The organism is Streptomyces sp. NBC_00310, from assembly GCF_036208085.1.
Taxonomy (GTDB): domain Bacteria; phylum Actinomycetota; class Actinomycetes; order Streptomycetales; family Streptomycetaceae; genus Streptomyces.
This window is the reverse complement of the sequence record NZ_CP130714.1, coordinates 8133225-8147169: the sequence shown is the minus strand read 5'-3', so window position 1 is coordinate 8147169 and position 13945 is coordinate 8133225. Positions and strand designations below refer to the sequence as shown.

Genomic DNA, 13945 nt, shown 5'->3' with positions numbered 1-13945 from the left:
ACCCCACCCCACGTCACGCCCTCTCCCACCGACGACTTCCAAGGAACCGCCCGATGCCGCACACGCCCACCCCCAGCGAACGAAGAGAAGGCGAGTTCGCCGACCTGTTCGCCCGGAAGACCCGCACCCCGCTCCGCGGCTTCCTGCCCGGCCGCCGGGTGTGGAAGGCGGTCGGAGGCTCCGCCGCCGCGGTCCTGGTGATCGCCGGCTCCGCCACGGCCGTCGCCGCCATCGACTGGAGCGGCGGCTCCTCCGAGAAGGTCACCACCGCGGCCGACGAATCAGCCAAGGAGAAGTCCTCCGCCGGTGACACCGAGAAGGCGGTCGTCGTCCCGTCGCCGAAGGAGCGGGACAAGGGCAAGGACGGCCCCGAGGTCGTGTACGTCCCCGTCTCCGGCGGAGCGGGCGCCGGGACGGCGGCGGGTGGCGCGGCGTCGACGCCGGACACGGACTCCGACACCTCGGACGGCACGAGCACAGGCGCCTCCGGCTCCACGGACACCCAGGAGACGAAGGGCACCACCACCCAGAACACCGAGTCGCAGTCGGCGGACGGCTATCTGTGGGCCGACGGAAGCGTGGAGACGGACTCCAACGACTACTGGGACCAGAGCACCGTCACCGTCAAGTCCACCAAGCCGCTCACCTCGCTCAAGGTCGTCGTCCGCGTCATCCAGACCGGCGGCGTGTCGAGCAGCGGCACCTGGACCTCCCTGGGCGACAAGGTGGCCGTGGGCCAGAACGCCACCAGCGACCAACTGGGGTACGTCATCACGCTGAAGTCGGGGGTCACGCTCGCCCCCGGCACCTATGTCTTCAAGGTCCAGTACAACCACGCGCAGGGCAGCCGGGACGCGGGCCGCGACCTCTACACCGTCACCGCCGTCGCCTCGGACTCGGACGACGAGTCCGTCTCCGGCCGCTTCTGAGCACCTACCCGGTCAGGGTGTTCAGCCGGTCCAGCCCTGCTTCCGCAGCACCGCCGACACGTCGGGCGCCTGATAGTGGTCCCCCTTGAGCACCTTGCCGTCGGCCCGGCGGGCGACGACGCCGTCGGGGCCCAGCTTGGTCATGTTGGAGCGGTGGATCTCGGCGAGCACGGCGTCGAGGTCGATGCCGTGGACGAGCGCGGTGCCGTACGCCACGTACACGACGTCGGCCAGCTCGTGGGCCAGCCGGTCGAGCGGGCCGTCGACCGCCACCTCGGCGACCTCGGCGGCCTCCTCGGCCAGCAGCTCACCCCGGTGGGCGGCCAGCTCGGGCGAGACCTCGGTGGGCGCGGTACGGACGTCGAGGCCGAAGGCCCGGTGGAACTCGCGGACCAGGCGAGCGGGAGAAAAAGTCATCCGGCGACCCTACCGACCGGCTGCCCGCCCCCGCCCCGACCCGACCCGCTCCGGCCCGACAGGTCTGTCCGTCTCACACGATCCTGACCCTCAAGTCCCTTTGCGTCACGATCATTTGACGTTACGTCATCCTCAGGGGCCGGTGTCGGAAGCAGTGACTCCACTCCGTACTCTCCGTTGGGTCTTCACGTACCACCCCGAGCGATTGAGGACCCAAAGTGAGCGTTCCCCCCACCTCCCCCACCCATCGCGCCCAGTCCCGGATGACCCGTCGTGCCGTGATCGGCGCCGCCGGCGCGGTCGCGGCCGGTGCCGTGATCACACCGACCGTGATGGCCACGACCGGCGACTCCGGCGGCGCGACCGCGGACACCGGCACGGAGGACACCAAGGCCGGTACGACGACCGAGACCTTCCCGAAGACCCGCAGCGAGGCCGCCACCGGCGAGGCGCCCGTCGAGGCGGCCTTCCCCATCGGGTACGTGGGCGTCCGCTGGGGCGGCACCGACGAGACCACCGGCGGCGGCATCCGGCTGCGGGACGCCGACGGCGCCCGGGGCGAGTGGCGGACGCTCGGCGACGGCGGCTGCTCGGTGGCCAACGGCGGCGGCGTACTGATCGCGGCCGCCCAGGCCGCCGGCTACGAGCTGAAGGCGCCCGACGGCGCCACCGGCCTGCGCTCGCTGGCGCTCGACACCCAGCACGGCCCGGACCGGAAGGTGGCCGTGCCGTCCGATCCCACCCGTGTCCGGGGCGTCGAGTTCCTGACCCGGGCCGCCTGGGGCGCCGACGAGTCGCTGCGGTTCAAGGCGGACGGCACGGAGAACTCGCCGACCGCGTTCTACCCGTTCCAGACGATCACCGTGCACCACACGGCCATGGCGAACGACGACCCGGACCCGGCCGCCACGGTCCGCGCGATCTACCAGCTGCACGCCGTCACCAACGACTGGGGCGACATCGGCTACCACTTCCTCATCGACGAGGAGGGCCGTATCTACGAGGGCCGCTACTCCGGCGACGACGGCCTGCCCGCGCACGACGCCGACGGCAAGGTGGTGACCGCCTTCCACGTCGGCGGCTTCAACTCCGGCAACCTCGGCATCGCCCTGCTGGGCACCTTCACCGAGCAGGGACCGAAGGAGGCCGCCCGCGCGTCGCTGACCCGGCTGGTGAAGGCGCTGGTCCGGCAGCACGGCGTCGACCCGCAGGCCCGCGTGACCTACACGAACCCGGTCAACGGCACCCAGAAGGAGGTCGCGGAGATCAGCGGCCACCGGGACTGGATGGCGACCGAGTGCCCGGGCGAGGTCATGTACCAGGAGCTGGACCGCCTGCGCACGGCCGTGGCGACCGGCCGCTGACCGCGTCCGCTGACCGCGTCCGCCGGTCGCCGGTCGCCGGTCGCCGGTCGCCGGTCGCCGGTCGCCGGTCGCCGGTCGCCGGTCGCCGGTCGCCGGTCGCCGGTGAGAGGGCGGGGCCCAGCCCCTGCCCTCTCAGGAGCGCGGGGAACGGCGCGAGCGTCCGCACACCGTCCGCACACCGTCCGCACCCGGAGGACACCCCGCACCCCCGAGGTCACAGCCTCGCACCGGATGGATCCGATCCTGGCCGCCCGCTCGGTGACCTGGCAGGATTTCGTCGCATGGTCCAGGTACTCCCCCGCATCGGCACGCGGCAGGCGCTGCTGGGCTCGGTGGCTTCGCTGGTGGTCCTCGGGCTGCTCGCGTGGTGGCTGTGGCCGAGCGAGGAGCCCCCGAGCGGAACGATCACGCTCATGACCGGAGCCGACCGGGGTGTCTACCAGCAGTACGGCAACCAGCTGCGGTCGGCGATCGCCGAGGACATGCCGGGCCTGCGGGTCGATCTGGAGCCCAGCAACGGTTCCCAGACCAACGTCCGTGGTGTGGCCACCGGGGAGGCCGACTTCGCCATCGCCGCGGCCGACGCCGTGCAGACGTACATCGAGGAGGGCCGGCCCGGCGCCGACAAGCTGCGGGGCATGGCGCGACTGTACGACGACTACGTGCAGCTGGTCGTCCCCGCCGACTCGACCATCCAGAACATCTCGGAGCTGAAGGGCAAGCGGGTCGCCGTCGGGCCCGAGGGGTCCGGCGTACGGCTGATAGCCGAACGTCTGCTGGAGGCGGACGGGCTGGACATCGGCAAGGACATCGACGCACGGCCGGACACCATCGCGACAAGCCCTGACGCCCTCCGTACCGGCAAGATCGACGCCTTCTTCTGGTCGGGCGGACTGCCCACGCGGGGGCTGACCAACCTCGCGGAGAAGCAGAAGTACGGCTTCCGGTTCGTCCCGATCCGCGGCACCCTGGTGACGAAGCTGCACGACCAGGGCGGCGTCTTCAGTTACTACCGGACATCCCTGATGCCCGCGGACGCCTACCCGACCATCCTCAAGGACTCGGTGCCCACCCTCACCGTGGCGAACCTGCTCATCACCCGCGAGGACCTGGACCCCAGACTCACGGAGTGGCTGACCCGCGTCGTGCTGAAGAGCCGGGACAAGATCGGCGAGGACGTCCACGCGGCCCAGGTGGTGGACCTGCGCACCGCCCTCTACACGGACCCGCTGCCGCTGCACGAGGGCGCCGCGGCGTACTACCTGTCGGTGAAGCCGTAGCCCGGAGGTTCGGGGACGACGCCCTCCGGGCCCCGTAGGCCCCGGGAAGGCCCTCTCAGGCCGGCGGACGCGACCGGGGCACCGTCACCGTCACCCGCAGCCCGTGCGGCTTGTGGTGGGCGTACGAGATGGAGCCGCCGCCCGCCGCGATCAGCGCCCGGGAGATGGAGAGCCCGAGGCCCGAGCCCTTGATGTTCTGGTGCGCGGTGCTGCGCCAGAAGCGGTCGCCGACGCGTTCCAGTTCCTCGTCGCTGAGGCCTGGCCCGCCGTCGGTGACGACGACGGTGGAGTTCGCGCCGTTCGAGGCGACCCGGACCTCGACGGTCTCCCCGGCGGGCGTGAACTTCAGCGCGTTGTCGATCACCGCGTCCAGGGCGCTGGACAGGGCGATGGGGTCGGCCCAGGCGGTGGTGGCCGGGCAGGCGCCGGCCAGCGTCACGCCCTTGTCGTCGGCCAGCGGCGACCAGGAGGCGACGCGCTCGGCGGTCAGCTCGCCCACGTCGATGAGCCGCAGATCGGACTCCGCGTGCTCGGCGAGCGCCAGGTCGAGCAGGTCGTCGAGGACCGAGGCGAGGCGCTTGCCCTCGGTACGGACGGAGGCGATCTCCGCGTTCCCCTCGGGCAGTTCGAGGGCGAGCAGGTCGATGCGGAGCAGCAACGCGGCGAGCGGGTTGCGAAGTTGGTGCGAGGCGTCCGCGACGAAGGCGCGCTGCTGTTCCAGGACGTCCTCGACGTTGTCGGCCATCTCGTTGAACGACCGTGCCAGCCGCCGGAGTTCGGGCGGACCGCTGGCCACCGCGACCCGTGACTTGAGGCGTCCGGAGGCGATGGCGTGGGTGGTGAAGTCGAGGACGCGTACGGGCTTGAGGACCCAGCCCGTCAGCCGCAGCGCGGCGCCGACCGCGAGGAGCATCGCGGCGATCTCACCCGCGCCGATGATCAGCCAGCCGCGCAGGATCTTCTTGCGCATCTGGTCGGTGGGCGAGTCGGTGACGACGGCGGCGACGACATCACCGTCGTGGATGACCGGGGACGCGACGACGAGCCGGCCCTCCTGCCAGGGCCACACCTGTTTCGGGTCGTGCGGACGGCGCCCCAGCAGCGCCTCCTCGAAGGCCTCGAGCCCCTCTCCCTCGGTGGGTCTGCCCCAGTCGTAGGGGGCGTTGGCCATGGCCTGCTGGTCCTTCTCCCGGTAGAAGACGCCGGCCTTGATGCCGTACACGCTGTAGTACTGCTCCAGCTCCCGCTTCAGGGTCTCGCGGCGGCCGTCCGTGGTGTCCACGCGGGAGCCGCTCGGACGTTCGGTGACGAACTGGGCGAGGGAGGCGAAGCGCGCCGTGTCGTCGATACGGTCGACGACGACCTCCTGTTGCCGCGCCGCCGCGAGGCTCACCGCGAGCGGGATGCCGAGGGCCAGCAGCACGGCGGCCATCAGGACGATGAGCAGCGGAAGAAGACGAGTGCGCACGCGGGCACGCTACGGCGTCGGGGCGACCAGCCGGTAGCCGACCCCGCGCACCGTCTCGATCAGGGCGGGCATCCGCAGCTTGGACCGCAGGGACGCGACGTGCACTTCCAGGGTGCGCCCGGTCCCTTCCCAACTGGTCCGCCACACCTCGCTGATGATCTGTTCCCGGCGGAAGACGACCCCGGGCCGCTGGGCCAGCAGCGCGAGCAGATCGAACTCCTTGCGGGTCAGCTGGACGACCGAGCCGTCCACGCTGACCTGGCGGGTGGGCAGCTCGATGAGCACGGAGCCGAGGCGCAGCCCGCTGTCGCCGGGAGCGGCGGCCTCGTCGGGGGCCCTGCGGCGGGCGACGGCGTGGATACGGGCGAGCAGTTCCCCGGTGTCGTACGGCTTGACCACGTAGTCGTCGGCGCCGAGGTTGAGGCCGTGGATCCGGGAGCGTACGTCGGCGCGGGCCGTCACCATGATCACCGGGGTGCTGGTGCGCTTGCGGATCTTGCCGCAGACCTCGTAGCCGTCCTGGTCGGGCAGGCCGAGGTCGAGCAGGACGACCCCGAAGCCGTTCCCCTCCGGGACGAGCGCCTGGAGCGCCTCCTCGCCGCTGCGGGCGTGCGTGACGTCGAAGCCGTGCCGGGCCAGGACCGCGGACAGGGCGGCGGCGACGTGGTTGTCGTCCTCGACGAGGAGCAGCCTCATTCCGGCCCCTTCCGGTTCGGTAGGTCTCGCGTTTCGCGCATCTGCGCGTTTCGATCATCGGCGCGTATCGAGTATCTGCGCGTTTCGATCATCTGTACGTCTCGGTCGGCACACATTACGCGGATCCGCACCTGGGAGCCGCGCGCCTCGACCCATGCGCAGTCACACTGATGAGTGAGGACGCCGTCAAGGCCGTACGGGTTCCGAGCGGGTTCCGTTACCCAGCCGAAACGCCCGCGCGGGCCCGTCACGTGCCGTGTCCGTCCGGCTACCAGATCGTTATGCTCAATTCTCGCTCAGATGTAATGACGCTGGTCGTCGCCGGTCACTACTGTCCTCCGAAACCGAGCAGGACGGAGCCATAAAGCGATGACCGAAGTTTCGGTGGCCAAGGACGCCGTGGCCGCGACCGATGATCTGGTCGTCCTGAAGAGCGTCAACAAGCACTTCGGCGCGTTGCACGTGCTCCAGGACATCGATCTGACCATCGCCAGGGGCGAGGTCGTCGTGGTGATCGGACCCTCCGGGTCGGGTAAGTCCACCCTGTGCCGCACCATCAACCGGCTGGAGTCGATCGACTCCGGCGACATCCTGATCGACGGCAAGCCGCTGCCCGCGGAGGGCAAGGCGCTCGCACGACTTCGGGCGGACGTCGGCATGGTGTTCCAGTCGTTCAATCTCTTCGCGCACAAGACCGTGCTCGAGAACGTGATGCTGGGGCAGCTCAAGGTCCGCAAGACCGACAAGAAGAAGGCCGAGGAGCAGGCCCGGGCGCTGCTCGACCGGGTCGGCGTGGGCACCCAGGCGGACAAGTACCCCGCGCAGCTCTCGGGCGGCCAGCAGCAGCGCGTCGCGATCGCGCGGGCGCTGGCCATGGGCCCCAAGGTCATGCTCTTCGACGAGCCGACCTCGGCGCTCGACCCCGAGATGATCAACGAGGTCCTGGAAGTCATGCAGCAGCTCGCCCGGGACGGCATGACCATGGTCGTGGTCACCCACGAGATGGGCTTCGCCCGTTCGGCCGCCAACCGGGTGGTGTTCATGGCGGACGGCCGGATCGTCGAAGAGGCTGTGCCGGACCAGTTCTTCAGCAACCCCCGCAGCGACCGGGCCAAGGACTTCCTGTCGAAGATCCTGCACCACTGACGGCCCCACCGACGCCGCTCCCGGCACCCGGCACCCGGCACCCGCACCATGACGGTCCGCATCTGTTCACCAGTCAAAGGATGTTCACCATGAAGCTCCGCAAGGCAAGCGCTGCCGCCTCCGCCGCGATCGTTCTCGCTCTGACCGCCACGGCCTGCGGTGGGGACAAGAACGACAGCGGCGACAGCGGCGACGGCGGTGGCAAGGTCACCATCGGCATCAAGGTCGACCAGCCCGGCCTCGGTCAGGAGACCCCCGACGGTTACGAGGGCTTCGACGTCGACGTCGCCACGTACGTGGCCAAGGAACTCGGCTACGACGAGAAGGACATCGAGTTCAAGGAAGCGCCGAGCGCGGAGCGCGAGAACCTGCTGCGGCGCGGTGACGTGGACTTCATCGTCGCCACCTACTCGATCACGGACGAGCGCAAGGAGAAGGTCTCCTTCGCCGGTCCGTACTTCCTGGCCCACCAGGACCTGCTCGTCCGCGCGGATGACAACGTGACCAAGGGCGACGACCTGAACGGCAAGAAGCTCTGCTCGGTCACCGGCTCGACCTCCGCGCAGAACGTCAAGAACGACTTCGCGCCCAAGGCCCAGCTGCAGGAGTACGGCGGCTACTCCGAGTGCCTCAGCGGCCTGGAGAGCGGTGCGGTCGACGCGCTCACCACGGACGACTCGATCCTCGCCGGTTACGCCGCCCAGGAGCAGTACAAGGGCAAGTTCAAGCTCGCCGGACTCAACCTGAGCGACGAGAACTACGGCATCGGCATCAAGAAGGGCGACACAGACCTTCAGGGCAAGATCAACAAGGCCCTCGAGAAGATGGTCGAGGACGGTTCCTGGGAGAAGTCCGTCAAGGAGAACTTCGGCCCGGCCAACTACGAGAACGAGCCCGCCCCGGCGATCACCGAGAAGGGCTGACGGCTCCCTGACGGGGGGCCACCGGCTCGGTGACGTGCCGCCCCGGCTCGGGGCGGCACGTCACGCCAACGACACACGCGGAAGCGCGGGAGATCGTGTTCGACTTTCTTTCTGACTATGACAACCCCACGTTGTTGGGCGCCTTCTGGGTGACCGTGCAGCTCACGGTGTTCTCGGCCATCGGCTCCCTGATCTGGGGCACCATGCTGGCCGCGATGCGGGTCAGCCCCGTCCCTCTGATGCGGGGCTTCGGCACCGCCTATGTGAACCTGGTGCGGAACATCCCCCTCACCGTCATCATCCTCTTCACTTCTCTGGGACTCGCCGACACCTTCGGTGTCACCATGGGCGCGCCCGACGACGTCAAGACGAGAGTGTTCCGGCTGGCCATCCTGGGGCTGATCGCCTACCACGCGGCCTTCGTCTGTGAGGCTCTGCGGTCCGGCATCAACACCGTGCCCGTCGGTCAGGCGGAGGCGGCCCGCGCCATCGGCCTGTCCTTCACACAGGTCCTCACCCTGGTTGTCCTCCCCCAGGCGTTCCGTTCGGTCGTCGCGCCCCTGACCAATGTGCTGATCGCTTTGACCAAGAACACCACCGTCGCGGCGGTGATCGGCGTGGGCGAGGCGGCCTATCTGATGAAGGAAATGATCGAGAACGAGGCGGAACTGCTCCTGATCTCCGGGATCTTCGCCCTCGGCTTCGTGATCCTCACCCTGCCAACCGGCCTGATCCTCGGATGGGTCAGCAAGCGAGTGGCGGTAAAGCGATGACCTCCCTTCTTTACGACGCTCCTGGCCCCCGTGCCAAGACGCGCAACGTCGTCTACACCGTGGTGTTCATCGCCGTACTGGCCCTGGTGGCCTGGTGGGTGATCGCCGTCATGGCCGACAAGGGTCAGTTCGAGTGGGCCAAGTGGAAGCCCTTCATCACTGCCGAGGCCTGGGACACGTATCTGCTGCCCGCGCTGGGCAACACGCTGAAGGCAGCGGGGCTCGCGCTGGTCATCGCCCTGCCGCTCGGTGCGCTCTTCGGTATCGCACGGCTCTCCGACCATCGGTGGGTCAGGGTCCCGGCCGGTGCGGTCGTCGAGTTCTTCCGCGCCATCCCCGTACTGATCCTGATGCTGTTCGCGAACGAGCTCTACGCGTCGTTCACCGACATCAGCAGCGACATCCGCCCCCTGTACGCGGTCGTCACCGGTCTGGTCCTCTACAACGCCTCGGTCCTCGCCGAGGTGGTCCGGGCCGGCATCCTCTCGCTGCCCAAGGGCCAGACGGAGGCAGCTCAGGCCATCGGTCTACGCAAGGGGCAGACCATGACGAACGTCCTACTGCCCCAGGCCGTGACCGTGATGCTGCCGGCGATCGTCAGCCAGCTCGTCGTCATCGTCAAGGACACCGCTTTGGGTGGCGCGTTGATCGGATACGCGGAGCTGCTCCGCTCCGTGCGGACGATGAGCGGGTTCTACGCGAACATCATCCCCAGCTTCATCGTCGTCGCCGTGATCTACATCGTGCTGAACTTCCTGCTGACCAGCTTCGCCAGCATGCTGGAGAGCCGGATCCGGCGGGGCAAGAAATCGACGGGTGCGGTGCTTCCCGCGGCAGCAGTCGCGGGTACCACGGGAACCGGAGCCGAACTGTAAGCGTCACACTGCCCGCTGCGCCGGTCACTCGACCGGCGCAGCGGGCAGTGGGCTGTCTCCGTCCTTCTCACGCGCCGTCAGTGCTCGCTCCGCACACATGAATCCACACCCGTGAGAAGGAAACGGTCTCCTGTCCGTCCCCGATGGGACGGACAGGGGACCGCTCAGTCTCACGGTTCAGCCGATGGGCTTGATGGACGTGCTCCCGGACGTGTCATCGGCGTTGAGCTGGTGGATGGTCAGCGTGACGTTCGCCTTCAGGTTGCCCATGGGCGACAGCACGACGGACTTGTTGCAGCCCTTGACCGTGGACTCGGACACGTCGGTCCTTTTCCCCCACTTCACCGAAGCACGGGCCTTCCACCAGGCGCACTTCTTGTAGGTGATGCGGATCGAGTGCTTGCGCACGTTCTTGAGGGACGTACTCCGGTACTGCTTGTCGACCCACGTGTACGGGTAGATGATCAGCTTGATGCTGCCCGAGCGCTTGCCCAGGTACTTCTCGGCGGGACCGTCCGCGGTCGCCGAGGGAGCGGCCAGCCCGGCGGCCAGCACAGCCGTCCCCATGACCATGGCGCTTCGGCGCACCACTCTGCCCATGCCCTTGTCCTGCATCAATGGCCTCCTTCAGAAGCCTCTCGCCTGAGCGATCCGGTGTGAGTCGAGGAAAATTCGAGCCTTTCGCGGAACATCACGTCAGGCGGGCTGGTCGCCCCACTTCCAGCGCCAGGTGTCCTTGAACACCACCGTCTTGGCATTGCTGTAGACGATGCTCGACTTGGCCCAGAAGTCCTTGCACTTGTTCTTCGGCGGCAGCGCCTGAATCAGGGTCGAGTACGGGGCCTTCTTGGCTGCCACGTTCTGGCGGTAGACGCGCTTCTTGGTGGTGACGCAGTAGATCTCGCCGACGAGGCTGGAGATCTTCCGCCCCTTCTTGCAGCCCTTGGCCGTCTGGAACCACACCTTCAGAAAGGTGCCGTCCTGGTCCTTGTCGTACCACACCTTGAGATCGGTGGCCCCGCACTTGGCCTTGACCGCTGCGACCGCGGGTGCGACAGGCGCCGCGTCGGCGGCGGGCGCGGCGACGACACCCATGGCCATCGCGCACGCGGCAGCGGCGGCGGCCCGTCCCATTCTTCTGCTCGTCCCGTTCCCCGTCATGAGGTTCCTCTCTCGTCCAGGACGTCGTGAACGGCCATGACTGTGGCCCAGGTGCCCACGAGGAAGATCTCCCCTGTGCGGGGGGCTCCCCGAAGTTCACCCCCGGAACGGGGATTGCCATTCCGAGCGACAAGGCTTCGCGGGGGAGGCATGGCGACAATCACCCCTCCCCAAGGGCCAATTGACGTGCACGCGCGATCGCCCCAGGATCGTGCTCGACGTCGCTGAGGCCGACCACTCGGCGACGACAGCAGGACCGTCACGCACGTGAGCAACCACAACGGGGACCGCATGCTACGGGTGGGAATCATCGACGACAGATCGCTCTCGCGCACGGGCTTGCGCGAGATGTTTCAGGCGCTGACCCGTGACGCGCCGCACGGCGCGTGCACCAGCGTCGTGTTCGAGGGCAGAGCCGGCCAGGCGGCCACCCTCATCCGCGCCACCCGCCCGGACCTCCTCGTCAGTGGTCACACCTCCGGCCGGTCCTCTCTTCTGCTGCTGGAGACCCTCGCCCGTCTCACCCATCCCCCTGCGGTCCTGGTCATCGGGGAACGCATCACTGACGCCGACGCCCGCGCTCTTCTCACACATGGCGCCGCGGGCGTCCTGCTGCACCGCTCCGCGGCCAAGAACCTCACCTGGGCCCTCGCCGCCATCGTGGAGGGCAGCCGCGCCCTCTCCCCCGAACTCGCCGACGCGGTCATCAACGGCCGCGCCGCCCCGGCGCACCCACCCGGTACGGGCCAGGAACGCCTCGCCAGCCTCAGCCCTCGCGAGCTCGAAGTCCTCGCCCTGGTCAGCGACGGACTTCCCAACCGCGCCATCGCCGAGACACTCCATATCAGCCCGGAGACGGTCAAGGACCACGTCCGCGCCCTGTGCACCAAGCTCCACGCAGCCAGCCGCATTCAGGCCGCCCGCATCGCCTGGCAGGCGGGCGTCCTCCCGTCCCCCGCCTGACATCGGCGCTCGCGCGATCAGCCCCGTACACGCGGCGAGTACACCCGGCGCGACTCATCGACGGCCTCGCCGTGTGTCCGGCCGCTCCACCCATCCCCGGCATGCACCGGCCCGCCACCGCCTCCGTCACTTGACGCAAGCACCGGCAATGGGTTGCATACGTTCTGTGATCGTGCACCCTGCTCCAACTTCCTGTTCACCCACGTCCGCCGGGACGTCACGTCGGGCAGGGGGCGCCGCGCCGTGGACCCGGTGATCATCGTCGGCGCCGGGCCCGTGGGGCTCACGCTCGCCCTTGCGCTGGCGCGGCAGGAGGTGCCGTCCGTGGTCCTCGACGAGGGACCGGGGAAGGACGAGCAGCGGCTCGCGCGGACCGTGGTCCTGAACGAGGACACGGCCGCACTGCTGGAACGATTGTCCGGCGTCCCGCTCTCCCGGGCCGGCTGCCGCTGGGCCGGATGGCGGTCGATGCGGCGCAAGCAGGTGATGCGTCAGGTCCGGTTCGGGCAGACCGGCTTCGACGAGTTCGACGAGCCGGACATCCCGCCGCGGGAGGGCTCGAAGGGCGCCCGCGGCGGGCCCGACGCCGTCGTCGAGGGCTCCGCCGACCTCCCCCCGCTCCACATCGCCCAGCACGTCCTGACCGCCGCCCTGCGCGAGGCCATCGCCGGCGAACGGCTCGTCAAGGTCGCCGTGGAGAGCCGGCTCGACGCGATCGAGCAGGAGAAGTCCGGCGTCACCGCCCACACGCGCGGGCCCAAGAGCACCTGGTGGCGCGGCAGTTACCTGGTGGGCTGCGACGGGCCGCGCTCGACGGTCCGCAAGCTCCAGGACATCCGCTTCCCCGGCCGTACGGCGGTGGAACGGCACGCGGTCGCCGCACTGCGCGCCGAACTCCCCTGGCCGGGCGAGGCGTTGCTGCACCGCATGCCGCCGTGGCGCACCTCGGGCCCGTCCGGCGGGGAGATCACCGCCCGGCCCCTCGGCGAGGGCGTCTGGCGCCTGGACTGGCTCCTGCCGCCGGGCAAGGACCTCGTGACGCCCGAACTCCTCGTGGCCCGCGTCCGGGAGACCCTCGCCGGCTGGACGGGCGGCTCCACACCGCCGTACGACCTGCTCGACACCGGCGTGCACACCGTGCACCACCGGCTCGCCCGGCGGTGGCGGGTCGGCCGGGTCTTCCTCGCCGGGGACGCCGCGCACCTGCTCGGGGCGCTCGGCACCCAGGGTCTCGACGAGGGGCTGCGGGACGCCGACAACCTCGCCTGGAAACTGGCCCTGGCCTGGCACCACGGCCCGTACGAGGCCCTGCTCGACAGCTATCAGGCGGAGCGGCGCGCGGTCGTCGCCGCCCGGCTGCGCGCGGCCGACCAGGTGCTGCCCCTGCTGCGCGGCGGCAAGGGCCTGCGGTCGTACGTCCCCGGCTCGTCCCGGGGCCACGACGCGCTGCTCGCGGACGGCCACCTGGGGCGCGGGGCACTGGGTGCGCCGGGGGCGTACTCCGACTCGCCGCTCATGCCTCCACGCGCCGCGGCGGAGACTCCGGTCGACACACCGCCGGGCACCCAGGTCGTGGATGTGGAGGTGACCGCGGAGGACGGCTCCTTCGTACCTCTACGGGACCGGCTCGGACGCGGGGCGATGCTGGTGGTGCTGATCGCGCCGGGTACCGGAGTGTGGGAGCGCAAGCACTGGATGAGCGCCGGGCTCATGCCCCGCCTCGCGGCCGCCGTCTCCGCCCTGCCGCGTCCCGCCGAGCTGCTGGTGGCCGAGGCCTACCCGGGTGCCGCCGCCCACACCGTCCTCCTCATCCGCCCCGACGGATACCTCGTCACCGCCCTGAGCGGCGTACGCCCGGCCGACCTGTACATGGCGGCCGAAGCGACGCTGGGCGGGGCGAAGCAGCAGCCCGAGACCAGCGGAGCGGCCGCGAGTCCGCGCTGAAGCGAG

At 69.7% G+C, this 13945-nt stretch carries 14 protein-coding genes; 9 read left to right on the top strand and 5 right to left on the bottom strand.

Annotated features, from left to right (window positions below):
* Positions 1-53 precede the first annotated feature (53 nt).
* Positions 54-929, top strand: a complete 876-nt coding sequence (locus OG202_RS35745) for a hypothetical protein (protein WP_327727548.1) — start codon at positions 54-56, stop codon at positions 927-929.
* Positions 930-950: 21 nt separating this feature from the next.
* Here the strand turns inward: OG202_RS35745 and OG202_RS35740 are convergent, their stop codons facing one another.
* Entirely contained in the window at positions 951-1346 is a 396-nt protein-coding gene (locus OG202_RS35740; protein WP_327727549.1) for a MazG nucleotide pyrophosphohydrolase domain-containing protein, read from the bottom strand.
* Positions 1347-1564: 218 nt separating this feature from the next.
* Between OG202_RS35740 and OG202_RS35735 the strand changes: the two genes are divergently transcribed.
* Positions 1565-2710 carry a peptidoglycan recognition protein family protein gene (locus tag OG202_RS35735; RefSeq protein ID WP_328224158.1) on the top strand — a complete coding sequence of 382 codons (1146 nt, stop codon included), beginning with the start codon at positions 1565-1567 and terminating at the stop codon, positions 2708-2710.
* A 281-nt stretch (positions 2711-2991) separates the two neighbouring features.
* Positions 2992-3990: a TAXI family TRAP transporter solute-binding subunit gene (locus OG202_RS35730; RefSeq protein WP_326576375.1), complete on the top strand. Its 999-nt coding sequence runs from the start codon at positions 2992-2994 to the stop codon at positions 3988-3990.
* A gap of 55 nt (positions 3991-4045) precedes the next feature.
* Here OG202_RS35730 and OG202_RS35725 read toward each other — a convergent pair whose 3' ends face one another.
* Both OG202_RS35725 and OG202_RS35720 read right to left on the bottom strand, forming a co-directional pair.
* The gene (locus tag OG202_RS35725; protein WP_328224157.1) at positions 4046-5458 is read right to left on the bottom strand and encodes a sensor histidine kinase; all 1413 of its coding nucleotides are present in this window, start codon (positions 5456-5458) and stop codon (positions 4046-4048) included.
* Positions 5459-5467: 9 nt separating this feature from the next.
* Entirely contained in the window at positions 5468-6154 is a 687-nt protein-coding gene (locus OG202_RS35720; RefSeq protein WP_037700951.1) for a response regulator transcription factor, read from the bottom strand.
* 369 nt (positions 6155-6523) lie between these two features.
* Here OG202_RS35720 and OG202_RS35715 point away from each other — a divergent pair, with 369 nt between their 5' ends.
* The 4 genes from OG202_RS35715 (at position 6524) to OG202_RS35700 (ending at position 9871) form a co-directional block, all read left to right on the top strand.
* Complete coding sequence (locus OG202_RS35715) at positions 6524-7300, top strand: amino acid ABC transporter ATP-binding protein (protein ID WP_326576380.1); 777 nt, start codon at positions 6524-6526, stop codon at positions 7298-7300.
* Positions 7301-7389: 89 nt separating this feature from the next.
* Positions 7390-8223 carry a glutamate ABC transporter substrate-binding protein gene (locus tag OG202_RS35710; RefSeq protein ID WP_326576381.1) on the top strand — a complete coding sequence of 278 codons (834 nt, stop codon included), beginning with the start codon at positions 7390-7392 and terminating at the stop codon, positions 8221-8223.
* Between the two features lie 95 nt (positions 8224-8318).
* Entirely contained in the window at positions 8319-8996 is a 678-nt protein-coding gene (locus tag OG202_RS35705) for an amino acid ABC transporter permease (RefSeq protein ID WP_327727553.1), read from the top strand.
* A complete protein-coding gene (locus OG202_RS35700) occupies positions 8993-9871 on the top strand; it encodes an amino acid ABC transporter permease (protein ID WP_327727554.1) in 879 nt (292 codons plus the stop codon). The genes OG202_RS35705 and OG202_RS35700 overlap by 4 nt, the downstream gene beginning before the upstream one ends.
* Before the next feature lie 177 nt (positions 9872-10048).
* Here OG202_RS35700 and OG202_RS35695 read toward each other — a convergent pair whose 3' ends face one another.
* Together OG202_RS35695 and OG202_RS35690 are read right to left on the bottom strand one after the other, a co-directional pair.
* Entirely contained in the window at positions 10049-10486 is a 438-nt protein-coding gene (locus OG202_RS35695) for a hypothetical protein (RefSeq protein WP_327727555.1), read from the bottom strand.
* 81 nt (positions 10487-10567) lie between these two features.
* Positions 10568-11005 carry a hypothetical protein gene (locus tag OG202_RS35690; protein ID WP_327727556.1) on the bottom strand — a complete coding sequence of 146 codons (438 nt, stop codon included), beginning with the start codon at positions 11003-11005 and terminating at the stop codon, positions 10568-10570.
* 294 nt (positions 11006-11299) lie between these two features.
* On the opposite strand from OG202_RS35690, the gene OG202_RS35685 reads away from it, so the two are divergent.
* Positions 11300-11995, top strand: a complete 696-nt coding sequence (locus OG202_RS35685) for a response regulator transcription factor (RefSeq protein WP_326576391.1) — start codon at positions 11300-11302, stop codon at positions 11993-11995.
* A gap of 243 nt (positions 11996-12238) precedes the next feature.
* Entirely contained in the window at positions 12239-13939 is a 1701-nt protein-coding gene (locus OG202_RS35680; RefSeq protein ID WP_328224156.1) for an FAD-dependent monooxygenase, read from the top strand.
* The last annotated feature ends 6 nt before the right edge of the window (positions 13940-13945 follow it).

Excerpts from the sequence above, each read along its gene's own strand:
- OG202_RS35745 (WP_327727548.1), top strand. The coding sequence starts at position 54 with ATGCCGCACACGCCCACCCCCAGCGAACGAAGAGAAGGCGAGTTCGCC.
- OG202_RS35740 (WP_327727549.1), bottom strand. The coding sequence starts at position 1,346 with ATGACTTTTTCTCCCGCTCGCCTGGTCCGCGAGTTCCACCGGGCCTTC.
- OG202_RS35730 (WP_326576375.1), top strand. The coding sequence starts at position 2,992 with ATGGTCCAGGTACTCCCCCGCATCGGCACGCGGCAGGCGCTGCTGGGC.
- OG202_RS35720 (WP_037700951.1), bottom strand. The coding sequence starts at position 6,154 with ATGAGGCTGCTCCTCGTCGAGGACGACAACCACGTCGCCGCCGCCCTG.
- OG202_RS35715 (WP_326576380.1), top strand. The coding sequence starts at position 6,524 with ATGACCGAAGTTTCGGTGGCCAAGGACGCCGTGGCCGCGACCGATGAT.
- OG202_RS35710 (WP_326576381.1), top strand. The coding sequence starts at position 7,390 with ATGAAGCTCCGCAAGGCAAGCGCTGCCGCCTCCGCCGCGATCGTTCTC.
- OG202_RS35700 (WP_327727554.1), top strand. The coding sequence starts at position 8,993 with ATGACCTCCCTTCTTTACGACGCTCCTGGCCCCCGTGCCAAGACGCGC.
- OG202_RS35695 (WP_327727555.1), bottom strand. The coding sequence starts at position 10,486 with ATGCAGGACAAGGGCATGGGCAGAGTGGTGCGCCGAAGCGCCATGGTC.
- OG202_RS35690 (WP_327727556.1), bottom strand. The coding sequence starts at position 11,005 with ATGGGACGGGCCGCCGCCGCTGCCGCGTGCGCGATGGCCATGGGTGTC.